This is a genomic window from Kineococcus gurbantunggutensis, assembly GCF_050871925.1.
GTDB lineage: Bacteria > Actinomycetota > Actinomycetes > Actinomycetales > Kineococcaceae > Kineococcus.
The window spans coordinates 41,461-64,631 of record NZ_JBJLSG010000010.1 but is presented as its reverse complement, the minus strand read 5'-3'; the positions used below and the strand labels follow the sequence as shown (position 1 = coordinate 64,631).

The 23,171-nt window shown below is 76.6% G+C and carries 19 protein-coding genes; 11 read left to right on the top strand and 8 right to left on the bottom strand.

The genetic code is table 11. From position 1 onward, the window contains the following. Positions 1–42 precede the first annotated feature (42 nt). Complete coding sequence (locus tag ACRYR7_RS03300) at positions 43–3,168, bottom strand: sensor histidine kinase (protein ID WP_432570635.1); 3,126 nt, start codon at positions 3,166–3,168, stop codon at positions 43–45. A 157-nt stretch (positions 3,169–3,325) separates the two neighbouring features. Here ACRYR7_RS03300 and ACRYR7_RS03295 point away from each other — a divergent pair, with 157 nt between their 5' ends. Genes ACRYR7_RS03295 through ACRYR7_RS03285 form a run of 3 tightly spaced genes read left to right on the top strand, consistent with a single transcriptional unit; the run spans position 3,326 to position 6,786 of the window. After that, entirely contained in the window at positions 3,326–4,033 is a 708-nt protein-coding gene (locus tag ACRYR7_RS03295; protein WP_432570634.1) for an NTP transferase domain-containing protein, read from the top strand. Positions 4,034–4,042: 9 nt separating this feature from the next. Next, positions 4,043–5,038 (top strand): NAD(P)H-quinone oxidoreductase, encoded by a 996-nt coding sequence (locus ACRYR7_RS03290; protein ID WP_432570633.1) that lies wholly within the window; start codon positions 4,043–4,045, stop codon positions 5,036–5,038. After that, on the top strand, positions 5,035–6,786 hold the full coding sequence (locus ACRYR7_RS03285) for a glycoside hydrolase family 15 protein (protein ID WP_432570632.1): 1,752 nt from the start codon (positions 5,035–5,037) through the stop codon (positions 6,784–6,786). Before ACRYR7_RS03290 ends, ACRYR7_RS03285 begins: the two co-directional genes overlap by 4 nt. 88 nt (positions 6,787–6,874) lie before the next feature. On the opposite strand, the gene ACRYR7_RS03280 is transcribed toward ACRYR7_RS03285, so the two are convergent. Continuing rightward, positions 6,875–7,417 (bottom strand): Hsp20/alpha crystallin family protein, encoded by a 543-nt coding sequence (locus ACRYR7_RS03280; RefSeq protein WP_432570631.1) that lies wholly within the window; start codon positions 7,415–7,417, stop codon positions 6,875–6,877. A 134-nt stretch (positions 7,418–7,551) separates the two neighbouring features. Here ACRYR7_RS03280 and ACRYR7_RS03275 point away from each other — a divergent pair, with 134 nt between their 5' ends. Further along, entirely contained in the window at positions 7,552–8,520 is a 969-nt protein-coding gene (locus tag ACRYR7_RS03275) for an aldo/keto reductase (protein WP_432570630.1), read from the top strand. Positions 8,521–8,557: 37 nt separating this feature from the next. Here ACRYR7_RS03275 and ACRYR7_RS03270 read toward each other — a convergent pair whose 3' ends face one another. Further along, entirely contained in the window at positions 8,558–9,523 is a 966-nt protein-coding gene (locus tag ACRYR7_RS03270) for a sugar-binding transcriptional regulator (RefSeq protein WP_432570629.1), read from the bottom strand. A gap of 158 nt (positions 9,524–9,681) precedes the next feature. On the opposite strand from ACRYR7_RS03270, the gene ACRYR7_RS03265 reads away from it, so the two are divergent. From ACRYR7_RS03265 to hisS, 5 genes are all read left to right on the top strand, one after another. After that, positions 9,682–11,067, top strand: coding sequence for an ABC transporter substrate-binding protein (locus ACRYR7_RS03265; protein WP_432570628.1), 1,386 nt, complete (start codon positions 9,682–9,684; stop codon positions 11,065–11,067). 20 nt (positions 11,068–11,087) lie between these two features. After that, the gene (locus ACRYR7_RS03260) at positions 11,088–12,056 is read left to right on the top strand and encodes a carbohydrate ABC transporter permease (protein ID WP_432570627.1); all 969 of its coding nucleotides are present in this window, start codon (positions 11,088–11,090) and stop codon (positions 12,054–12,056) included. After that, positions 12,053–12,943: a carbohydrate ABC transporter permease gene (locus ACRYR7_RS03255; RefSeq protein ID WP_432570626.1), complete on the top strand. Its 891-nt coding sequence runs from the start codon at positions 12,053–12,055 to the stop codon at positions 12,941–12,943. Before ACRYR7_RS03260 ends, ACRYR7_RS03255 begins: the two co-directional genes overlap by 4 nt. Beyond that, a complete protein-coding gene (locus ACRYR7_RS03250; RefSeq protein ID WP_432570625.1) occupies positions 12,940–14,445 on the top strand; it encodes a mannitol dehydrogenase family protein in 1,506 nt (501 codons plus the stop codon). The genes ACRYR7_RS03255 and ACRYR7_RS03250 overlap by 4 nt, the downstream gene beginning before the upstream one ends. Before the next feature lie 63 nt (positions 14,446–14,508). Then, positions 14,509–15,789 (top strand): histidine--tRNA ligase, encoded by a 1,281-nt coding sequence (hisS, locus tag ACRYR7_RS03245; RefSeq protein ID WP_432570624.1) that lies wholly within the window; start codon positions 14,509–14,511, stop codon positions 15,787–15,789. A gap of 31 nt (positions 15,790–15,820) precedes the next feature. Here the strand turns inward: hisS and ACRYR7_RS03240 are convergent, their stop codons facing one another. The 4 genes from ACRYR7_RS03240 to ACRYR7_RS03225 form a co-directional block, all read right to left on the bottom strand. Continuing rightward, positions 15,821–16,408: a hypothetical protein gene (locus ACRYR7_RS03240; RefSeq protein ID WP_432570623.1), complete on the bottom strand. Its 588-nt coding sequence runs from the start codon at positions 16,406–16,408 to the stop codon at positions 15,821–15,823. Then, positions 16,405–16,668, bottom strand: a complete 264-nt coding sequence (locus ACRYR7_RS03235; protein WP_432570622.1) for a hypothetical protein — start codon at positions 16,666–16,668, stop codon at positions 16,405–16,407. The genes ACRYR7_RS03240 and ACRYR7_RS03235 overlap by 4 nt, the downstream gene beginning before the upstream one ends. A 73-nt stretch (positions 16,669–16,741) precedes the next feature. Continuing rightward, a complete protein-coding gene (locus ACRYR7_RS03230; RefSeq protein WP_432570621.1) occupies positions 16,742–17,551 on the bottom strand; it encodes a DNA-formamidopyrimidine glycosylase family protein in 810 nt (269 codons plus the stop codon). 49 nt (positions 17,552–17,600) lie between these two features. Then, positions 17,601–18,824: a DUF418 domain-containing protein gene (locus ACRYR7_RS03225; protein WP_432570620.1), complete on the bottom strand. Its 1,224-nt coding sequence runs from the start codon at positions 18,822–18,824 to the stop codon at positions 17,601–17,603. A 129-nt stretch (positions 18,825–18,953) separates the two neighbouring features. Here ACRYR7_RS03225 and ACRYR7_RS03220 point away from each other — a divergent pair, with 129 nt between their 5' ends. After that, complete coding sequence (locus tag ACRYR7_RS03220) at positions 18,954–19,709, top strand: NAD-dependent epimerase/dehydratase family protein (RefSeq protein ID WP_432570619.1); 756 nt, start codon at positions 18,954–18,956, stop codon at positions 19,707–19,709. 80 nt (positions 19,710–19,789) lie between these two features. Here ACRYR7_RS03220 and ACRYR7_RS03215 read toward each other — a convergent pair whose 3' ends face one another. Continuing rightward, on the bottom strand, positions 19,790–22,189 hold the full coding sequence (locus tag ACRYR7_RS03215; protein ID WP_432570618.1) for a WD40/YVTN/BNR-like repeat-containing protein: 2,400 nt from the start codon (positions 22,187–22,189) through the stop codon (positions 19,790–19,792). A 313-nt stretch (positions 22,190–22,502) separates the two neighbouring features. Here ACRYR7_RS03215 and ACRYR7_RS03210 point away from each other — a divergent pair, with 313 nt between their 5' ends. Beyond that, entirely contained in the window at positions 22,503–23,156 is a 654-nt protein-coding gene (locus ACRYR7_RS03210; protein WP_432570617.1) for an HD domain-containing protein, read from the top strand. The last annotated feature ends 15 nt before the right edge of the window (positions 23,157–23,171 follow it).

The following is a 23,171-nucleotide window of genomic DNA, read 5'->3' as shown; positions in this document are numbered from 1 at the left end:
CCCCGGGCCCCCCCCGCCCCGGGGACCGGGCCGCGGGAGGGCTCAGGCGTCGCCATCGGCACCGCCCGGGCGGGCGGGGCCGGTCGCGTCGCCCTCGGCGCGCCCGCGCGAGACGCCGGCCTGGAAGCCGGACAGCATCGAGCGGACGTCCGCGGGGGCGCGGCGCTGGCGGGCGGCGGCCGGACGGGCCGGGGCCGGCTTGGCCGCGGCCGGGGTGGCCCCGGCCTGGCGGCGGACCAGGGGCGCCGAGCCGGTGCCCATGGCGGGGTTGAAGCCCTGGCCCTCGGTGAGGGCGGAGAGGGCCTCGGCGGCGAGCGCGTTGCGCTGGCGCAGCGTGTCGCCGACGGTGCGGGCCACCGGCGCGGGCGCCGGGGCGTCGGCCGCCGGGGCGGCGACCGGGGCGGCCGGGGCGTCGGCCACCGGGGCGACCGGCTCGACCGGCGGGACCGGGGCGGCCGGGGCGGCCGGGGCGGCCTGCGGGGCCGCCTCGGGGGCGCCGCCCTGGGCGGGCACGAGCCCGGCGGGCTCGGCGGGCGCGGGCGCGGTGGCCGGCTCGTCGCCGCCCTGCTCCGCCCCCCGGCGGCGGGAGGTCCAGAACGCCTCGGCGGCGGTCTTGGGCGGGGTGATCGAGTCGCGCACCGTGCGGGGCTTGCGGCCGCCGCGGGGCAGGATGTCCTGCGCCGGGGTCAGCGCGGCCGGGGCCTCGGCCCTGCGCTCGCGCTTGGGCATCGCCGCCGGCGCACCGGCGCCGGGTTCCGGCGCGGTCACCGGCTGCCAGGCGGGCTCCGCCGCGGCCACCGGGGCCGCCGGGGCCGCGGGGGCCTGCGGGGCGTCCCAGGTGGCGCGCTCCTCCTCGGCGCCGGCCCCGCGGGTGGGCTTGCGGCGCGTGGGCAGGGTGCGGCCGGGGCGCGTGACCTGGGGGGCCGGGGCGCCGGCGCCGGACTCGGCGGCGGCGTGCGCGGCGGACTGCTCCAGGCTGGCGGACAGGGCGTCGCTGACGCCCTCCGCCGCGAGCGGGTTGGCCACGATCGAGTTCGGCTCCGCCGGGGCCGCCGGGTTCGCGCCGCGGGCCGCCCGGGAGGGCAGGCCGGAGGCGGTGAGCGGGGCGGTGGACGGGGCGGCGAACGGGGCGGCGGGCTCCGCGGGCGCCGCCGCGGCGGCGGGCTCGGCGGCCGGCTGGGCGGCGGGCTCGGCGGCGGGCTCGGCGGGGGACGGGGCCGACGGCAGGGCCGGGGCCGCGTCGTGCACCGAGAGCTCCGGCTGGCCGGCCGCGACGCTGCCCGGGGTGAACAGCGCCGGGCCGAGCAGCAGGGTCACCGTGGTGCCCCCGCCCTCGGTGGAGCGGAAGGAGACGTCCAGGTCCAGGCGGCCGGCCAGGCGGCCCACCACGTAGAACCCGAGGCGCTGGGCGCCGACGAACTCGCTGGCGCGGCCGCCGCTGATGCGCTCGGAGGCGGCGCGCACCTCCTCCTCGTCCATGCCGATGCCGGTGTCGGTGATCGTCACCTCGACGCCGCGCTCGCCCTCGGCGGTGCCGACGACGACGCGGGTGCCGGGGTCGGAGAAGTTGGTGGCGTTCTCCAGCAGCTCGGCGAGCAGGTGCGCCAGGGACAGCGCGAGGTGGCCGACGACCGGCGGGTCCGCCTGCAGGGACAGGTCGACGCGGTCGTAGTGCTCGATCTCGCCGGCCGCGGTGCGGACGACGTCCGACAGCGGCAGCGGGCGGCGCAGGCGGCGGCCGGTGTTGATGCCGGCCAGGACGAGCAGGGACTCGGCGTTGCGCCGCATCCGGGTGGCCAGGTGGTCGAGGGTGAACAGGTCCTCGAGGGTGTCCGGGTTCTCCTCGGTGCGCTCGAGCTGGTCCAGGAAGGAGAGCTGGCGGGCCAGCAGGGCCTGGTCGCGGCGGGCGACGTTGATGAACATCTCGGCGATGGAGGCGCGCAGCGCGGCCTGCTCGCCGGCGATGCGGAACGTGGTCTCGTTGAGGTCGTTGATGACGTGGGCCACCTGGCCGACCTCGTCGCCGCTGGTGACGGGCAGCGGGCTGTACTCCACGCCCGGGCCCTCGCCGGGGGTCTGCATGCGCTCGACCATGCGGGGCAGCTCGTCGCGCACCTCGGTGGCGGCGGCGGACAGGGCGCGCAGGCGGGTGCCGATGCCGCGCGCGGTGCGCACGCCGAAGAACGCGGTGCCCAGGAACGCCAGGACGCTGACGGCGACGACGACGACGGTGAACACCAGGGTGCCGTCGGCGTTCTCGCGGGCGTGGACGGTCGCGTCGGCGATGATCGCGTCGGCGGCCTGCTGGTAGACCTCGATGTGGGCGTCGGTGTGGGCCAGCCAGTCGGCCTCGCTCACGGCCGGGACGGCGCCGGCGGGGGTGGCGTCGAACAGGTTGCGGTCCTGGTTCAGGAACGCCTGCGCGCTGATCGAGGCCTGCTCGCGCAGCGTGCGGGTCAGGATCGCGTTGCCCTCCTCGCCCAGGCGGGCGACGGCCTGCTGCTCGAAGTAGGCCTGGTAGGCGACGGCGTTCTGGCGCAGGGTGCGCACCTCGGTGCCGCCCTGCCCGCGCAGCACCAGCAGGCCGGCGAGCTGCTCCTGGGAGAGCGCGTCGATCTCGCGGTACAGGAAGCCGGTGGCGGCCAGGGGGCCGGCGATCTCGCGGGCGCTGGAGTCGTCGGCGACGGCGATGGTGACGTCGGCGACCGCGCCGTGGATGTCGTTGTAGGTGTTCACGACGCTCAGCGCGCTGGTGCGCTGGCCGTCGACGGCGGCGCGCACCTGCGGCAGCGTGGAGGCGGCGGCGACGCCGAAGCGCTCGAGCACCGCGACCTTGCCGCCCTCGTCGAACTCGACGCCGGAGTCCTGCGCGGCGCGCGTGGCGTTCGCGACGGCCTGGTCGGTGACGGTGCGGGCCGCGGCCACGCGCCCCTTCAGCTCCTCGTCGGGCGCGGTGACGTACTGCACGGTCAGCAGGCGCTCCTGCTGGACCGCGTGCAGCAGCGCGTCGTTCTCGGGGGACTTCTCGGTGAAGTTCGCGAGGTCCCGCTCGGCGTCCGCGTACTCCACCGAGACGGCGGTGATCGCCGCGACCGCGAGCATCAGCAGCATCAGGGGTACCGCGAGCAGCGCCAGGAGCTTGGCTCTGATGCTCAGGTTCCGCAGCATGTCGACCTTCCGTAAGCGATGGTGAGCGGTGAAGGGGCCACCGGTGCTCGAGCAGACGTCTGTTGTTCTCGGGCCCCGGGGTGCCGGGCGTGAGCGGGGAGGGGCAGAACCGCTCGTTCGGACCATCGGCAGGCGGCGCGTCGAGCGGAGGGAACCGGTGGGAGTCGTTCCGGGCGGAGCGGGGGCGGGCGCGGTGGTCGTCGTGCTCGCCGGCGGCGGGGGCACGCGGTTCGCCGCGCGCACCGCGGGGGCCGACAAGCTGGCGGCCCCGCTGGGGGGCGCGGACGTGCTGGGGCACCTGCTGGCGCGGCTGGTGCCGCGCTGGCCGGTGCTGCTGGCCGGCCCGGCGCGCGCGCCGGGGGTGCCGTCGGTGCGCGAGGAGCCGCCCGGCGGCGGGCCGCTGGCCGCCTTCGCGGCGGCGCTGGCCGCGCTGGACGCCCCGGGCGCCGCGCCGGCCGCAGACCCGGACGCGCCCGTGGTGCTGCTGGGCGGGGACCAGCCGTTCGCGGCGACGGCGGTGCCGCGGCTGCTGGCGGCGCTGGGGGGCGGCCCGCACGGCGGGGACGGCGGGGGCGGCCCGGTGGACGCGGCGGTGGGCGTGGACGGCACCGGGCGGCGCCAGCCGCTGCTGTCGGCGTACCGGCGCGCGCACGCGCGCGCAGTGCTGGCGGCGCTGCCGGCCGTGGCGGGCCGGCCGGTGCGCGAGCTGCTCACCGCGCCCGGGGCGCGCGTGGTCGAGGTGCCGGTGAGCGCGCGCGAGCACCTGGACGTCGACGTGCCCGAGGACCTGGCGCGCGCGCGGGAGCTGCTGGCGGGCGGGGGGACGGGGAGCGCACCGGGGGCGGGGACGGCGCCCCGGACGTAGTGTCGCGGCGTGCGTGCCGTGGTCGTCGAAGAGCCGGGGGGCCCGCGGGCCCTGCGCGTGGTGGAGCTGCCGGACCCGCAGCCGGGCCCGGGCGAGGTGGTCGTGCGGGTCGCGGCCGCCGGCGTCAACCGCGCCGACGTGATGCAGCGGCTGGGCAGGTACCCCTCGCCGCCGGGCGCCCCGCCGAACCCGGGCCTGGAGGTCTCCGGCTGGGTGGAGGGCGTCGGCGAGGGCGTCGCGGGCTGGTCCGCCGGCGACGAGGTGTGCGCGCTGCTGGGCGGCGGCGGGTACGCCGAGCGGGTCGCGGTGCCCGCCGGGCAGCTCCTGCCGGTGCCGGCGGGGGTGGACCTCGTGGACGCCGCGGCGCTGCCGGAGGTGGCGGCGACGGTGTGGAGCAACGTGTTCACCCTGGCCGGGCTGCGCCCGGGCGAGCTGCTGCTCGTGCACGGCGGCTCCAGCGGCATCGGGACGATGGCGGTGCAGCTGGCGCGGGCGGTCGGCGCGCGCGTGGCGGTGACGGCGGGCTCGGCGGACAAGCTGGCCCGCTGCGCGGAGCTGGGCGCGCAGCTCGGGGTGAACTACCGCGAGGAGGACTTCGTCGAGGCCGTGCGCGCCTTCGAGCCGGCCGGCGCGGACGTCGTGCTGGACGTGGTGGGCGGGCCGTACCTGGGGCGCAACGTGGACGTGCTCGCCACCGGCGGGCGCCTGGTCGTCATCGGCACGCAGGGCGGCGCGCGCGCGGAGCTGGACCTGGGGAAGCTGCTGGTCAAGCGCGCCTCGGTGCACGCCACGACGCTGCGGGCGCGCCCGGCGGCGGAGAAGGCCGCGGTCGTGGCCAGCGTGCGCGACCACGTGTGGCCGCTGGTGGCCGACGGGGCGGTGCGCCCGGTGGTGCACGAGCGCTTCGCGCTGGAGGACGCCGCGCGCGCCCACGAGGTGATGGAGGGCTCCTCGCACGTGGGCAAGCTGTTGCTGACCACGGGGGCCCGGGGACCGGCGGCGTGACGCCCGAGGAGGTCCGGGCGCTCTTCCCCCCGCAGGTGCTGCGCGACTACGCGCTGGTGGCCGACGGGGCGCGCGGGGCGGTCGTGGGCCCGCGCGGGGCCGTGGTGTGGATGTGCGCGCCGGGCTGGCACGACGACGCGGTCCTGGCCTCGCTGCTGGGCGGGCGCGGGGTCTTCGCCGTCACCCCCACCCACCCGTTCGTGTGGGGCGGGCACTACGAGGAGGGCACGCTCGTCTTCCGGCACCGCTGGACCAGCCGCGGCGACGGCACGATCGAGTGCCGCGACGCGATGGCGATGCCCAGCGACCCGCACCGGGCGGTGCTGCTGCGGCAGGTGCGCGCCGCGGAGGGCGACGCCGAGGTGGAGGTGGTGCTGGACCTGCGCGCCCGCTTCGGCACCCGCGCGCTGCGCGACGTGCGCCGCGGCGACGACGGCCGCTGGAGCGCCCGCACCGACGGCCTGCGGGTGCGCCTGTCCGGGCTGGCCGAGGCCGAGGTGGACGACGGGGTCTTCACCGCCCGGCTGCGGGTGCCCGCCGGGGGCCGGCACGACCTGGTGCTGGAGGTGTCCGACGCGCAGCTGCCGGACCCGGTGGACCCGCAGCACGCCTGGGCCTCCACGATGCACACCTGGCGCTCAGCGGTGCCGGACGTGGCGCACTCGGTGGCGCCGACGGAGGCGCGGCACTCCTACGCGGTGATCCGCGGGCTGACCTCGGACTCCGGCGGGATGGTGGCGGCGGCGACGATGTCGCTGCCCGAGCACGCCGAGAACGGCCGCAGCTACGACTACCGCTACGCGTGGGTGCGCGACCAGTGCTACGCCGGGCTGGCGATGGCGGCGTGCGGGGGCCCGTACCCGCTCTTCGACACCCTCGTGGCGTTCGTGGTGCAGCGGGTGCTGGCCGACGGCCCGCACCTGCGGCCGGCGTACACCGTGCACGGGCTCGAGGTGCCCGGCGAGCGCGCCACCGGCCTGCCCGGCTACCCGGGCGGGTGGGACGTGGCCGGCAACCACGTGCGCGACCAGTTCCAGCTCGACGTGTTCGGCACGGTGCTGCAGCTGCTGGCCGCGGCGATCGAGCACGACCGCCTGGACGCCGACGGCTGGCGGGCGGTGGAGGCGGCGGTGAGCGCCATCGAGCAGCGCTGGGGCGAGCCCGAGGCGGGCATCTGGGAGCTGCAGGACGACTGGTGGGCGCACTCGCGCCTGGAGTGCGTGGCGGGGCTGCGCAGCATCGCGGCGGTGTGCCCGCCGGCGGACGCGGTGCGCGCGGCGACGCTGGCGGACGCGGTCCTGGCCGAGACCTCGCGGCGCTGCCTGCACCCGGACGAGGGGCGCTGGCAGCGCAGCCCGGGCCAGCCGGGCGTGGACGCGGCGCTGCTGCGCCCGGCGCTGCACGGGGCGGTCCCCCTGGACGACCCGCGCCAGCGGGCCACCCTGGCGGCGGTGCGGCGCGACCTCGTGGAGGACCACTACGTCTACCGCTACTCCCCCGACTCGATGCCGCTGGGATCGACGGAGGGGGCGTTCCTGCTGTGCGGGTTCCTGCTGGCCGAGGCGCTGCACGCCGACGGGCAGCACGTGGAGGCGTTCCGGTTCTTCGAGCGCAACCGGGCCGCGTGCGGGCCGGCGGCGCTGCTGGCCGAGGAGTGGGACGTGTCCCAGCGCCAGCTGCGCGGCAACCTGCCGCAGGCGTTCGTGCACGCGGCCCTGCTGCACAGCTCGATCTCCCTGGGCACCTGAGCGCCCGGGGCGGACGACCCACGACCACGGACGTGCGAGAACCCGCGGTGGCCGGGGGTCGTGCCGTCCGGCCACCGCGGGGCGGGGGTCACTCGCCCTGCTGCTCGCCCTGCTCGGCGGGCTGCTCGACCTGCTGCTCGGCCGGGGCCTGAGCGCTCTCGCCGGCCTCGACGGCCTGCGGGGCCGCGGTGGCGACGGCGATGCGGGTCGGCTGGGCGGTGGTGTGCGCACCGGCCACGCGGACGGTGAGCACGCCCGCGTCGTAGGCCGCGCTCACCGCGTCGGCGGAGGTGTTCGCCGGCAGGGTGAAGGAGCGGCGGAAGCTGCCGTAGCGGACCTCGCTGCGGCCGCGCTGGGCGTCGGTGCGGGTGTCCTTGCGCTCGCCGCGCACGACGAGGCGGTCGGCGTCGACCTCGACGGTCACGTCCTCGAGCGCCACGCCGGGCAGCTCCAGACGGACCAGGGCGTCGTCGCCGTCGCGGACGACCTCGGTGGCGGGCACGAAGCCGGTGGTGCGGCCGGTGCTCGCCGGGGTCAGCGGGCCGAAGGCGCGGCGGACGAGGGTGTCGAACTGCGCGTCGAAGGCCGCCTCGAACGGGGTGCGGCGGTTCCACACGGAGAGGGTGTTCACGGCTGTCCTCCTGGGACGATCCACGGCGCCCGGGGCGAGCGCCTTCGACTCACACAACGTGAGCCCCCTCCGCTCAATTCCGCGTTCGCCCCCGGCGAAGGGCGGAGCGGGACGGACGCGGGCAGGATCGATCCATGGACTACGTGAAGCTGGGCAGCACCGGCCTGGAGGTCTCCCGCCTGTGCCTGGGCTGCATGAGCTACGGCGACCCGGCCCGCGGCGGGCACCCGTGGACGCTGCCCCTGGAGGACAGCGCCCCCTTCCTGCGCCGCGCCTTCGACGCGGGCGTGAACTTCTTCGACACCGCCAACGTGTACTCCAACGGCTCCTCCGAGGAGATCCTCGGCGAGGTCCTCCTCAAGCACGTCCCGCGCGAGGAGGTCGTCGTGGCGACCAAGGTGAACGGGCGGATGCGCCCGGGCCCCAACGGCGCGGGCCTGTCGCGCCAGGCGATCCTCACCGAGGTCGACAACAGCCTGCGCCGCCTGGGCACCGACCACGTCGACCTGTACCAGATCCACCGCTGGGACCCCACCACGCCGGTGGAGGAGACGCTGCAGGCGCTGCACGACGTCGTCCGGGCCGGCAAGGCCCGCTACATCGGGGCCTCGAGCATGTGGGCGTGGCAGTTCGCCAAGGCCCTGCACCTGCAGGACGCGAACGGCTGGACCCGCTTCGCCACCATGCAGGACCACTACAACCTCCTCTACCGCGAGGAGGAGCGCGAGATGCTGCCGCTGTGCGCGGACGAGGGCGTCGGGGTGATCCCGTGGAGCCCGCTGGCGCGCGGCAAGCTCACCCGCGACTGGGACGCGGCGACGAACCGCTCCGAGAAGGACGAGTTCGGCAAGACGCTCTACCGCGACTCCGACGAGCGGATCGTGCAGGCGGTGGCGCGGGTGGCCGGGCGCCGCGGGGTGCCGCGCGCGCAGGTGGCGCTGGCGTGGGTGGCGCGCAACCCGGTCGTCGTGGCGCCGATCGTGGGCGCGACCAAGCCGCACCACCTCGACGACGCCCTGGCGGCGCTGGAGCTGGAGCTGACCGAGCAGGAGGTCGCTGAGCTGGAGGCGCCGTACGAGCCGCACGAGGTCGTCGGCTTCTGACGCCGGCGGGCCGGCCCGCTCAGCCGGGCAGGTCCGCTCAGCCGGGCAGGTCCAGCACGGCGCGCGCGAGGTCGGCGTGCGTGACGAGGGTGCCCACCAGGCCGCTGCGCAGGACGGCGGCGGTGGCCCCCGCGCGCACGCCGGCCGCGCCGGTGGACATGGCCAGGACCTCGCCGGTGCGGCGCAGCTGCTCGCCGCTGACGCCGACGACGCGGTCGGCCAGGCCCGGCACCTCGGCGCCGTCGGCGCCCAGCAGCACCCCGGTGACCTCGGCGACGACGCCGGCGGCGGCCAGGTGCTCGGCGGTGGCGGGGTCCAGGGAGTCCAGGGCGGTGGACTCCCCCGGCAGCCAGGCGCCCACCGAGACGACGGCGCGGGTGAGGGTGTCCAGCTCGGCCAGGGCCCGGGCGATCTCGGGCTGCGAGCGCAGGCTGCCGGCGGTGGCGGCGTCGGGCACGGCCAGCGGCGCGTAGAACGTCGCGGCCGAGGAGCCGGTGGCCTCGGCGGCGTGGCGCACGAGGTCCACGGCGCTGCCCTCGACGTCGGGGCGGGGCAGGGCGCCGGCGAGCTGCACGAAGCGGGCGCGCAGCGGCGCGGACAGCGCGGCGACGAGGGCGGAGACGGTGCGGCCCCAGGCCAGGCCGACGACGTCCTCGGGGGCGACGGTCTCCTCCAGCAGCCCGGCGGTGAACTGGGCGACGGCGCGGCGCTGCGCGGGCACGTCCTGGCCGTCGGGGCGCACGACGTAGGCGGCGCGCAGGCCGAAGCGCGCACGCAGGGCCTCGCCGAGCTCGCCGTCCAGCGCGGGCGGGGTGAGCACGCGGATCTGCACGAGCCCGGCGTCGCGGGCGTCGGCGAGCAGGCGGGCGACCTTGAAGCGGCTGACGCCGAGCTCCTCGGCGATGCGGACCTTCGTCCAGTCCTCGACGTAGAAGCGCCGGGCGACGGCGGCGGCCAGGGCCAGCCCGGACGTCGTCGCCCCCTGCGCGGGCACCTTCGCCACGGCACCTCCCGGGAGCGGTTGACAACGCGAGCGCTCGCGAGAACACTGACGCTCGCTTGAGAGTATCCCGCTCATCTGAGCGCAGGCAAGGCCCCAGGGCCACGGCCCCGCGGCCCGTGCCGGCCCGCACACCGGTCGACGACGACGATGGAGGGACGATGGTCGGACGGCGCACTCCCCGCGCCACCCCGAGCCGACGCGCGGCGATGGGCGGTGCGCTGGCGGGGATCGGCGGCGCCACCCTGCTGGGCGGCTGCGCCGGGGCGGGCGACGCCGTGGGCGGCGGCGGGGACGACAGCATCAACGTGCTGATGGTCAACAACCCGCAGATGGTGGACCTGCAGCAGCTCACCCGCGACCACTTCACCGCGAGCACCGGCATCACCGTGAACTACACGGTCCTGCCGGAGAACGACGTGCGCGACAAGATCACCCAGGAGTTCTCCAGCCAGGCCGGCACCTACGACGTGGCCTCGATCTCCAACTACGAGGTGCCGTTCTACTCCAAGCTGGGCTGGCTGGCCCCCCTGGACGAGCACATCGCCGCCGACCCCGGCTTCGACCAGGGCGACGTCCTCGAACCGCTCTCCACGGCCCTCACCGGCGAGGACGGCAGGGTCTACGCCGAGCCGTTCTACGGCGAGTCCTCGTTCCTGATGTACCGCGCCGACGTGCTGGAGGCGCAGGGGCTGACGATGCCCGAGCGCCCCACCTGGCGCGAGGTCGCCGAGATCGCCGCGCGGGTCGACGGCACCTCCGGCGGGATGCGCGGCATCGCGCTGCGCGGCCTGCCCGGCTGGGGCCAGGTGTTCGCGCCCCTGACCACCGTGGTGAACACCTTCGGCGGCACCTGGTTCGAGCAGGACTGGACCGCGCGCGTCAACGACCGCCCGTTCGTGGAGGCCACGACGTTCTACGTCGACCTCGTCCGCGCCCACGGGCAGCTCGGCGCCCCGCAGTCCGGGTTCACGGAGTGCCTCAACGGCATGACGCAGGGCCAGGTGGCGATGTGGTACGACGCGACGTCGGCCGCCGGCAGCCTGGAGAGCGCCGACTCCCCCGTCGCCGGGAGGATGGGCTACGCCCCCGCCCCGGTGGAGCAGACGGAGTCCTCCGGCTGGCTGTTCGCCTGGTCCTGGGCGATCCAGGCCGCCTCCGCCAAGCAGGACCTGGCGTGGCGGTTCATCTCCTGGGCCTCGGGCAAGGAGTACGAGGAGCTCGTCGGCAACGAGATCGGCTGGCCCAACGTGCCCGCCGGCAAGCGGAACTCCACCTACGCCAACAGCGACTACCGCGGCTCCGCCGGCCCGTTCTGGGAACCCACCCAGGCGGCCATCAACGCTGCCAGGCCCGACGACCCCGGCGTGCAGCCGCGCCCGGCACCGGGCATCCAGTTCGTCGCCATCCCCGAGTTCGCCAACCTGGGCACCCTGTCGTCCCAGGGCGTCAGCGCGGCGATCGCGGGCAAGCAGAGCGTCGTCCAGGCGCTCGACTTCGCGCAGGACCTCGCCGTCGAGCAGGTCACCGACCAGTACCGCAGCTGACCGGACGCCGGAGGCCCGAAGTGAGCACGAGCAGCACCCCCACCCGACCCCAGCCGCACGTCGGCCCGTCCCTGGCGCAGCGGCCCGCCTCGGCCCGGCGCGCCGCCGACTGGGCCCGCCGCGCCCCCCTGATGCCGGCGCTGGTGTTCACGATCGTCGTGACCCAGCTCCCGTTCGTGGCCACCCTGGTCATCTCGTTCATGGACTGGAACGCCTTCCACCCCGAGGACCGCGGGTTCGCCGGCTTCGGCAACTACGCGCGGGTGTTCACCGACGCCTCGCTGCGCTCGTCGGTGTGGAGCACCGTCGTCATCACCGTCACCGTGGTGCTCGTCAGCCTCGTGCTGGGGATGCTCATCGCGCTGCTGCTGGACCGGAGGTTCGCCGGCCGCGGGATCGTGCGCACCATGATGATCGCGCCGTTCCTCGTCGTGCCCATCGCCGCCGCGCTGCTGTGGAAGCACGCGCTGTTCAACCCCTCCTACGGCCTCTTCAACGGCCTGCTCAACGCGCTGTGGGGGTTGTTCGGCAGCGACAACCCCCCGCAGCCGGACTGGCTGACGCTGGCGCCCAAGGTCGCCATCGAGGCCGCGCTGATCTGGCAGTGGACGCCGTTCATGATGCTGATCCTGCTGGCCGGGCTGCAGTCCAAGCCGGCCGACGCCGTGGAGGCCGCCCGCATGGACGGCGCGAACTCCTGGCAGATCTTCCGGTACCTCACGCTGCCGCACCTGCGGCAGTACCTGGAGCTGGGCGGCCTGCTCGGCGCCATCTACATCGTGCAGAACTTCGACGCGGTGTTCACCATCACCGCCGGCTCCCTGGGCACCGCGAACCTGCCCTACACGATCTACCAGACGTTCTTCTCCGCCCAGGACTACGGGCTCGCCTCGGCCATGGGCGTGGTCGTCGTCATCGCCACGATCGTCATCGCGACGTTCGCGCTGCGCACCGTCTCGTCCATGTTCAACCAGGAGGCCGGCCGATGAGCACCGCCACCGCCCCCGCCCGCGGGACCTCCCACCCGCACGTGCCCACCTCGCGCCGCGAGCAGAAGGCCCGCCGCATGGACCGCAGCAGCCCGCTGTGGGCGGTGCTGGCCTGGGTCGTCGGCTTCCTCTTCGTCGCACCGGTGCTGTGGATGGTGCTGACCTCGCTGCACTCGGAGGAGGACGCCGCGACGAACCCGCCGTCGGTCGCGGCCTCCCTGACGCTGGACGGCTACCGCGCCTTCTTCGACTCCTCCCCGGCCGCGCCGCTGCTGAACTCCGCGGGCGCCTCGCTGATCTCCACCGCGATCGTGCTGTGCCTGGCGATCCCGGCGGCCTACGCGCTGTCGATCCGGCCGGTGCGCAAGTGGACCGACGTGATGTTCTTCTTCCTGTCCACGAAGTTCCTGCCGATCGTCGCCGGGCTGCTGCCGCTGTACCTGTTCTCGCTGAACACCGGGCTCGTGGACAACATCTGGATGCTCATCGTGCTCTACACGGCGATGAACCTGCCGATCGCGGTGTGGATGATGCAGTCGTTCCTGGCCGAGGTGCCCGGGGAGATGCTGGAGGCGGCGTCCATCGACGGCGCCGGGCTGATCCGCACGCTGCGCTCCATCGTGGCCCCGGTCGCCGTCCCCGGCATCGCCGCCACCGCCCTGATCTGCTTCATCTTCAGCTGGAACGAGCTGCTGCTCGCCCGCACGCTCACCGCCACGGTGGCCGGCACCGCCCCGGTGTTCCTCACCGGCTTCGTCACCAGCCAGGGCCTGTTCCTGGCGCAGCTGTGCGCCGCCGCCACCGTCGTCTCGCTGCCGGTCCTCGTGGCCGGCTTCGCCGCCCAGGACAAGCTGGTCCAGGGCCTGTCCCTCGGAGCCGTCAAGTGAGTTCGACCACCTCCACGACCCCGCTGTCGACGGCGGGCCTCGCCGCGATCGGCGAGGCCGTCCCGGTGCCCTCCTACGACCGCTCGGCGGTCACCCCGGGCATCGTCCACCTCGGCGTGGGCGGCTTCCACCGCGCGCACCAGGCGATGTACCTGGACCGGCTGATGAACGACGGCAAGGCGCTGGACTGGGGCATCCGCGGGATCGGGGTGCTGCCGCACGACGCGCGGATGAAGGAGGTCATGGACGCCCAGGACGGGCTGTACACCCTCGTCCTGAAGCACCCCGACGGCAGCCGCGAGCCGCGGGTGGTCGGCTCGATCCTCGACTTCACCCTCGCCCCGGAGGACCCCGACGCCGCGGTCGAGGTGATGGCCGACCCGCGCATCCGCATCGTCTCCCTCACCATCACCGAGGGCGGCTACAACATCGACGCGGTGACGCACGAGTTCCTCCTCGACGAGCACGGCGTGGCCGCCGACCTCGCCGGGGGCGCCGTGCCGCGCACGGCCTTCGGCCTCGTCGTCGAGGCGCTGCGCCGGCGCCGGGAGCGGGGCCTGACGCCGTTCACCCTCATGTCCTGCGACAACCTGGCCGGCAACGGCGACCTCGCCCGGCACGCCTTCGTCGCCTTCGCCACCGCCAAGGACCCCGAGCTGGGCGCCTGGGTCGACGCGCACGTGGCCTTCCCCAACACCATGGTCGACCGCATCACCCCCGGCACCACCGACGCCGACCGCGCCGAGGTGCGCGAGCGCTTCGGGATCGAGGACGCCTGGCCGGTGGTCTGCGAGCCGTTCACCCAGTGGGTCGTGCAGGACGACTTCCCCCTGGGCCGCCCGCCGCTGGAGGACGCCGGCGTGCAGGTCGTCGCCGACGTCGAGCCGTACGAGCTGATGAAGCTGCGCCTGCTCAACGCCAGCCACCAGGCGCTGTGCTACTTCGGGCACCTGGCCGGCTACCGCCTCGTGCACGAGGTGGTGCAGGACCCGCTGTTCGCGCGGTTCCTGCTGTCGTACATGGAGCGCGAGGGCACCCCCACGCTGCCGCCGGTGCCGGGCATCGACCTGGACGCCTACCGGCGCGAGCTGATCTCCCGCTTCTCCAACGGCGAGGTCCGCGACACCGTCGCCCGCCTGTGCAACGAGAGCAGCGACCGCATCCCCAAGTGGCTGCTGCCGGTGGTGCGCCACCAGCTCGCCCACGGCGGGGAGTTCTTCCGCGGCGCGGCCGTCGTGGCGAGCTGGGCGCGCTACGCCGAGGGCGTCGACGAGGACGGCGAGCCCATCGAGGTCTCCGACCGCCTCGCCCAGCGCCTGGTCGCCACCGCGCAGCGCAACCGCACCGAGCCGACGGCGTTCATCGAGGACCGCTCCCTCTTCGGCGACCTCGTCGACGACGAGCGCTTCGTCGCGGAGTACACCGCGACGCTGGCGTCCCTGCACGAGCGCGGCGCCCGCGCGACCCTGGAGGACCTCGTCGCCCGCGACGCCCCCTCCTGACACCGCCCCCGGCCCCTCCCCCGGGCCCGGGGAGGGGCCGGGGGCGGCCACTAGGATCGGGGCATGGCTCCGAAGGTCGTCCCCGCACGCGGCATGCGCGACATCCTCCCCGCCGACAAGGCCCGCCGGGAGCACGCGCTGCGGGTGATCCGCGAGGTGTACCGCTCCTTCGGCTTCGACGAGGTGGAGACCCCCGCGCTGGAGGACCTCAGCCGCCTGGAGTCCGGGCAGGGCGGCGAGAACGAGAAGATGCTGTTCAAGGTGCTGCGCCGGGGCCTGGACCCCGACGAGGCCGTCAAACCCGGTGAGGCCGCGGACCTGGGCCTGCGCTTCGACCTGACGGTGCCGCTGTCGCGGTACGTCGCCTCCAACGCCGCGGTGCTGCGCACCCCGGCGAAGCTGCTGCAGATCGGGCCGGTGTGGCGCGCCGAGCGCCCCCAGAAGGGCCGCTACCGGCAGTTCGTGCAGTGCGACATCGACGTCGTCGGCGAGCCCGGCAGCATCGCCGAGGTCGAGCTGGTCACCGCGACCCACACGGCGCTGACCCGCCTGGGCCTGGGCGGCACGACGCTGCGCATCAACGACCGGCAGGTCCTCACCGGCCTGCTCACCGGCTGCGGCTTCGCGCAGGCCGACCACGGCAGCGTCCTCATCACCGTCGACAAGGCCGACAAGGTCGGCCTGGACGGCGTGATGGAGGAGCTGCGCGGCAAGGGGTTCGAGGCCGCGCACGTCGCCGCGCTGGAGTCCGCCCTGGGCGAGCTGCTGACGACCACCGACCTGTCGGCGCCGGACGCGCTGGCCGCGGCGCTGCCGGGGGCGGTGCCCGCGCAGGCGGTGGCGCGCCTGGGCGAGATCGGTGCGGCGCTGGCGGTCTCGGCGCCGGAGCTGCCCGTGGTGTTCGACGTCTCCCTGGTGCGCGGCATGGGCTACTACACCGGGCCGATCTTCGAGATGGCGCTGGAGGGTTCGGGTTCCTCCATCGCCGGCGGCGGCCGCTACGACGACATGGTGGGCCGGTTCACCGGCCGGGACCTGCCCGCGTGCGGGTTCTCCATCGGCTTCGAGCGCATCGCCGACCACGTCGCGCTGGCCGAGGACCGCTCGCGCTCGTGCGCCCTGGTGCACCCGGCGGACGCGCCCGCCGGGGAGCTGGTGCGCAAGCAGCGCGAGATGGCCGCGCAGGGGTACCGGGTGGCGCTGGTGAAGCAGGCCAAGCGGATGCAGCCGCTGCTCGACAAGCTCGTCGAGGAGGGCTACGGCAGCCTGGTGCGCGCCCGCGTCGGCGAGGACGGCGCGGTGGCGTTCAGCGACCCCGCCCCGCTGAGCGGCAGCGCCGGCTGAGCGCTCCGGCGACGGGCGCCCGCCGCGGCCCTCACGGTTCGGCGGGCAGGTCCAGCGGGCGCTTGTAGTAGCCCCACGGGAACGTCATCGACTTCACCAGCGTCCAGCCGCCCTCCTCCAGGCGCCGGCGCGCGGCGGGGTTCCACGGCTGGCGCAGGTGCTCCCACTGGTGCTCGGAGGCCTCGACGAGGTGGTACAGGGTGCCGTAGTCGACGACGTGCCAGCCGCGGCGGCCCTCGCGCTCCAGGACCTCCATCTCGTCGAAGGCGGTGAGGGGGGTGAGGATCCGGCGCGGGCGGCCGCCCTCGCCGGTGCCGGCGTCCTGGCCGGGCTTGGCGGTGGGCGAGCCGAAGCGCTGCTGGGCGGCCTGCTTGCTGACGCCGAGGACGGCGCCGACGGCGTCCCAGCGGTGACCGGCGGAGCGGGCGCCGTCGATGGAGGTGCGCAGCAGGCGGCTGGTCTCCTCGGCGGCGACGCGCGCGGCGTCCACCAGGCGCAGCGTGCCCTCGGGGTCCGCGGCGGGGTCGCCGGGCGTGCCGGCGGCCTCCACGACGGCGGCGGCGATGCGCTCGCGCAGCCGGGCGGTGGTGGCCTCGTCGAGCCCGGCGGTCAGGGTCACCGGGCCTCCCGCTCGTCGGCCGGGCCGAGGGGCTCCAGGGCGTCGAGGGTCTCGCGGTCCTCCTGCGCGACCCTCGCGCGGCGCACCTGGGTGCGCAGCGCCAGGCCGCCGAGGACGCCGCCCACCAGGGCGACGGCGAGGAGGAGCACGGCGCGCAGGGGGTGGTCGCCGGTGCTCAGGAGCACCAGGGCGACGCCCAGCGGGATCAGCAGGGGGACGAGGGCCAGGCGCTGCGAGGGGGCCCGTCGGGGTGCGGTCATGCGTCAAGGATGTCTTGACGGCGGCGGCTCGTCAAGGACTTCTTGACGAGCCGTCCCGGCGGTGGCGCCGGGCTCAGCGCTGGCAGTGCGGGCACCACCACGTCCGGCGCCGCTCCGGGTCGCCGGGCACCTCCGCGCTCACCTCGACCGGCGTGCCGCAGCGCAGGCACGGCTGCCCGGCCCGCCCGTACACCCAGTGCTGCCGGCCCGGGCGGGTGTCGCCGGTGGTGACCTGGTGCGCCCCGCGCGGGCTGGTGGAGAACCGCAGCAGCTTCACCGCCAGGCGCACCAGGGGTCCCAGCGGCACCTCGCCGGCGGGGCGGGTCGGCAGATGCCCGCGCAGGAAGCACAGCTCGTTGACCCACAGGTTCCCCAGCCCGGCGAGGTTGCGCTGGTCCAGCAGCGCCGCGGCCAGCGGGCGCTGCGGGTCGGCGGCCAGGTTGCGCACCGCCGCGGCGACGACCTCGTCCACGGGCGCGACCGCGTCGAGCAGGTCGGGGCCCAGGTGGCCCACGACGGTGTGCTCGTCGGCGGTGGGCAGCAGCTCCACCACGCCCAGCTTCAGCCCGGCGGCGCTGGGCCCGTCGGTGCGCAGCAGCACCCGCACGTCCGGCTGCAGGTGCCGGGGCAGCACCTTGCCGGGGGCCAGGACCGTCCACGAGCCGTCCATGCGCAGGTGGGTGTGCAGCGTCAGCGCGTCGCCGTCGAGGTCGAAGCGGGTCAGCAGGTGCTTGCCGCGCGGGGAGGTGCCCAGCACCCGCGCCCCGGCGAGGTCGGCGGTGGCGTGCTGCGGGACGCGGAAGTCGCTGGCGCGCACGGTGGTGCCGCGCAGCCGCGCGTCCAGCGTGCGCGCCACGCGGTACACGCTGTCCCCCTCCGGCACGCGCCCACTCTCGGCGGTGCGGGCGCCCCGCGCGAGCCGGGCGGTCGGCTCAGCGCACCACGCGCAGGTGCGGCACGGGCACCGCCGGGCGGGGGCGGCCGTAGGTCAGGCGGCGCAGCAGCACCTCGGCCGGCCCGCGCCCGCCGGTGCGCTCCAGCACCAGCGCGCCCAGCAGCAGCACCAGCCAGGTGAGCACCGCCAGCGCCGAGGCCTGCGCCACGCCCAGGCGCGCGCCCAGGCCCAGGGTGGAGGCGGGCAGCAGCGCGGCCAGGACCACCGAGTGCCCCAGGTACCCGGACAGCGAGCGCCGGCCCAGCGCGGTCAGCGCGCGCACCGGCGCGGGCAGCGACGCGCCCCGCCCGGCGCGCGCCACCACCAGGCCGGCCAGCGCTGCGTAGCCGACCCCGCCGGCGCAGCCGGTGAGGGCGTGCACGGCGCCGGCGGCCAGCGCGCCGGGCGTGCCCGGCTGCCACGCCCCGACGGCCAGCAGACCCAGCGGCAGCCCGCCCAGGGCGGCGAGCGGGACGCCGGCGGCGGCGAGGACGACGAGGGTGCGCCGGTGCCGGGCGGGGTCCTCCAGCAGCCCGGCGCGCGCGGCCAGCGCCCCCAGCGCCAGGGGGCCGGCCACGACCAGCGGCCCGGCGACGGTGCCCGTGGACCACTCCAGGACCCGCGCCAGCAGGGCGCCCGGCAGGCTCGCGCTCTCCAGGGAGCTAACCGGGCCGTCCGCCGCGCCCTCGACGGGGACCGCGGCCAGCAGCCCCGACGCGGCGGTCAGCGCGGTGCCGGCGACGGCCAGGACGACCAGGCCGCGGCGGCGCGGGGAGGCCAGCGCCCCGGCGAGCACCACGAGCAGCAGCCCGTACGTGGCGGCGATGTCGCCGGAGAACAGCAGCACCCCGTGCAGGGCGCCGATCAGCACCAGCGCCCACCCGCGCCGGCGCAGCAGGCGGCGCACGCGCTCGTGCTCCTCGCCCAGCCGCAGGCGCCGGCGCGCGAGCTGCCAGGTGCCGTACCCGACGAGCAGCGAGAACACCGGGAACGCGCGGCCGTCGACGAGGCAGTTCTGCAGCAGCGCCACCGCGCGGTCGGCCGCCGACATCGACGCCGGGCCCGGGTAGCCGCTCACGCCCCCGCCGCCGGCGGGCAGGAACACGTGGACGTTGGCCAGGCAGATGAGCAGCAGCACCGCGCCGCGGGCCAGGTCGGGGGCGGGGACCCGCTCGGCGGGCGCGGTGGCGCGCGCGGGCGCGGGCGTCGGCGTCGGGGGCACGGCGGTCATCGTGGCGGCGCGGGCCCGCCCGGCGCGTCCACCGGTCGTCGTGCCGGCGCGCGCCGCAGGGCGGAGGGAGCGGACCCGCGCCGGGGGGCGGGCGGGCCGGGGGTGCGGGAGGCTGCCGAGGTGGCTGAGGAGCTCGTGCTGGTGACCGGGGCGGCGGGCAGGGTGGCCGGGCAGCTGCTGCCGGGCCTGGCGGACCGGCCGCTGCGGCTGTTCGACCGCACCGCGGCGCAGCACCCCGGCGCGGAGGTGGTGACCGGCGAGCTGACCGAGCCGGCGGACCTGGAGCGCGCCCTGGACGGGGTGGGCGCCGTGGTGCACCTGGCGGGCAACCCCGCGCCGACGGCGGCGTGGGAGGAGCTGCGCGGTCCCAACGTGGAGGGCTTCGCCGCCCTGCTGGCCGCGGCGGCGCGCGCCGGGGTGCGCCGGGTGGTGTTCGCCAGCTCGGTGCACGCCATGGGCGCGCACGAGACGGACGGGCGGGTGCCGGTGGACGCGGCGTGGCCGCCGCGGCCGTGCTGCCCCTACGGGGCGACGAAGGCGTTCGACGAGGCGGTGGCGGGCGTGGCCTCGCGGCGCGGGCCGGTGAGCACGGTGGGGCTGCGGCTGGGCGCCACGGTGCCGGAGCCGCAGAAGCGCTCGCAGCTGGCGAGCTGGCTGGGGCCGGCGGACCTGCGGCGGGTGGTGGTGCGGGCGCTGGAGGTGGACGCCGCCCGCGTGCGCCTGGGCGGGTACCCGGCGGTGTCGGCGAACACCCGCCGGCACTGGGACCTGGGCCCGGCGCACGAGGACCTGGGGTACGCCCCGGAGCTGGACCCCGAGGGGTTCGCGGACGCCGTGGAGGACGACGGCACGGACGCCGTGGCCTGCCCGCGCTGAACCCGGCGCCGGGCCGGGCGCGCGACCGGCCGGCCGGCCGGGAGGGGTCCTCACCTCCCGGCCGGTGGTCTTGCGCCCCGTCAGCGGGTGTCGCCGCGCAGGATGCCCCGCCCGTTGGTGGCGACGTAGACGCGCCCGTGCACGCGCGGGTCGCCGGTGATCGCCGCGCCCGTCCACGCCCACTGGTGGCGGTCGTCGTTCACCCGCACCCAGGTGCGCCCGGCGTCGTCGGAGCGGTAGATGCCGCGCACCCCGCGCTGCTGCGCGGAGGTGAACACCACGGGGTGGTCGGCGCCGGGGGCCGCCCTGCCGAAGCCGACGGCGTCGGCCTCCTCCAGGGCGGCGACGCGGGTGAAGGTGGCGCCGGAATCGGTGGAGCGCCACAGCCCGTACGTGCCGCCCTCCTGGCCGCCGGCCAGCCAGACGTGACCGCGCAGGCCGGGCACGGCGGCGAACCGGGCGGCGCCGGCGGCGGGCAGCCCGGTGGCGCCCGTGGCGGTGAACGTGGCCCCGCCGTCGTCGCTGCGCGAGAACACCCCGGCGGCGAAGGCGTAGAACACCGCCGGGTCGACGCGGTCGGCCTCCACGGCGGCGCCGGCGGGCGCGCCCGCGGACGGCGCCCAGGTGGCGCCGCCGTCGCGGGTCCAGCTCACCGCGGCACCGGCCGGGGCCCACACGGTGCGGCTGCCGTCGGCGCCCACGGCGACGTTGCCGCCGCCGGTGGTGCCGGCCGGCTGGGTGGCCGCCGGCGTCCAGGTGGCGCCGCCGTCGGTGGACAGGCCGAAGGCGGCCTGCTGCGCACCGGGGTTGCCGACGCGGGCCAGCACCCGCGGGCGCAGGCCGGCGGCGTCCACGCCGGTGCCGGAGGTGAAGTACGGGCGCTGGAACATCAGGTCCGGGGCGCGGTCGAGGTCGTGGTGCACGAAACCGCCGAGGTCGCCGACGGCGGAGACGAGGTGCGCGCCCTCGGCGGGGCTGACGAGGTCGAGGATCGCGGTCTCCTCGATGCCCTCGGCGTGCACGGAGACGTGGAACGTCCGGTCGCGGTCCCAGTTGGTGAGGTCCTCGACCCCGTAGAGGGTCGCGCCGGTGCCGTAGAGCAGGTGGTCGGGGTCGAAGGGGTCGATCTCCACGGACTCCGTCATCCAGCCCAGCTTCACCGGCTCCTCGGGAGGTTCGGGCGTCTGGCCGAACGTCAGCCACGGCGAGGCGCTGGTGTCGATCTCGTAGCGGTTGCGGCGCCGGCCGTCGGCGTCGAGGTCCCAGGCGCGGCTCCACGTCGCGCCGGAGTCCGTGCTGCGGAAGAACACCACGTCGGGGCTCCACTGGATCTGCGTGGCGACGACGAGGGTGCCGGGCCGCTGCCGGTCCACGGTCAGGCCGCTGTAGCCGAACGCGGCGTCCGGGCTGGTGGAGGGCACGGGGCTGACGTTGACCCACTCCCCCGTGGCGGTGTCCAGGCGCCACACGTCGCCCCGGGAACCGTCGTAGGGGCCGGCGGTGTCGCTGGTGGCGAGGTAGAGGTGCCCCCTCGCCTCGTCGAGGACGCCCTTGTGCGGCAGGAAACCGGTGGGCTGGCCGGGCACGCGCTCGAAGGTGCGCCCGCCGTCGGTGGTGCGGTACAGCACGTTCTGCGGGTCGGCGACGCCGACGTAGAACGTGGAGCTGCCGCCGCGCTCCCCGCGACCGCGCCGGCCGCCGCGCCCGCGGCCCCGGCCGCCACCGCCGCTGCGCGGGTCGAACGTCACCCACAGCACGCCCTGCGGGTCGCTGGAGTACCCGCTGGCGTCGCCGGGGTCGGCGGCCCACGGCCCGGGGTTGGGGAAGGACTCCACGGGCGCGAACGTCGCGCCGGAGTCGGTGCTGCGCCACAGCCCGCGCCCGCTGGGCGCACCGAGGTACACGTTCTGGTGGCGGTTGGGGTCCACGGCCAGGCGCTCGCCCATGCCCCGGCCGGGCATGTTGCCCCCGAGCTTGAAGGGCAGCTCGAACGCCTCCCAGCTCCTCCCGCGGTCGGTGGAGCGCAGCACGGCGCCGGGGCTGGGGTCCCAGTCGTTGGTGTAGGTGCCCACGGCGGCGTAGACGCGGTCGGCGTCCACGGGGTCGGCGGCGATGCTCAGCACGCCGCTCCAGCCCCAGCGGTCCCAGCCGACCCAGTCCAGCAGCGGCACCCAGCGCCGCGAGCGGCGGTCGAGGCGGTACGCGCCGCCGATGTCGGTGCGCGCGTACGCCAGGCCGCGCTCGGCGCGGCTGAAGACGATGCCGGGCACGAAGCCGCCGGCGACGATCTCGACGTTGCGCCATCGGTAGCGCGGACCGCCCGCGGCGGCCGGCGCGGCGAACGCGGTGGAGGCGGCGGCCGCAGTCAGGGCGGAGCCGGCGAGGAGGCTGCGGCGGCGCACGCCCGGGGTGGAGCCGAGGGTGGGCCCCGGGGCGGACGGGGTGCGAGAGGAGGTGACTTCTTCATCGAAGCGCTTCACCTGATCGAGTGAACAGTTCTGCACGCGGCGTCGTCAAGACCCCGCGGAGCTCCCGGCAGGTGCTGCCTCCGAGCGCGTTTCCGGGACATCCGGCGAGCGCCTCGCGCGCCGGCACGTCGAAGCGCTTGTCCGACCCGGCGGTCGAGGCCCGGCGGCACCACCGGGGCCGGCACCGGGACGACGGGGGCGCCGGCACGGGGGCCACCACCATGCGCAGCCACATGGTGACTGAGCGTTGAGAAAGCGGGGCGGGAGGTGGACCGGTCCCCGGTGCGGTGCGGGTGCGCGGCGATCGCCCTCTACCGTTCACCGCATGAGTGGGAACCCTGCGCTCACCCCCGCGCTCCCGCCCGACTGGGAGCGCCTGCTCGCCGAGCTCGACGGCGACGAGCTGGTCGCCGCCGCCGCCCGGCTCGCCGAGCGCCTCCTCGGCGACCTGCACCCGCGCTGGGAGCACACCAGCGCGGTGGCGGCCCGGGCGGCCGCCGGCACCGCGGCCGTCGCGCCGGCCGACCGGGCCACCCTCGTCGCCGCGGCGTGGCTGCACGACGTCGGCTACGCCGTCCCGGTGCGCCGCACCGGGTTCCACCCCGTCGACGGCGCCGACCACCTGCGCGCGCAGGGCTGGGACCCGCTGGTCTCCTCCCTGGTGGCCCACCACTCCGGGGCGCGCTTCGTGGCGCGGGTGCGCGGCCTGGAGGCCGAGCTCGCCCCCCACGACCACCCCCGCGCCGTCGAGGGGGCGCTGGCCGACGCGCTGACGTGGGCGGACCAGACCACCTCCGCGACCGGCGAGGTCGTCGACGTGGAGGAGCGCCTGGCCGACGTGCTGCGCCGGCACGGCCCCGACAGCCCCAACGCCCGCTGCCACCACCTGCGCGGGCCGGCCGTGCGCGGCGCGGTGCAGCGCACCGAGCAGCGGCTGCGGCGCGCGCACGAGCGGGGCGCGCCCGCCCCGCGCGGCTGAGGCACCCGCTCCCTC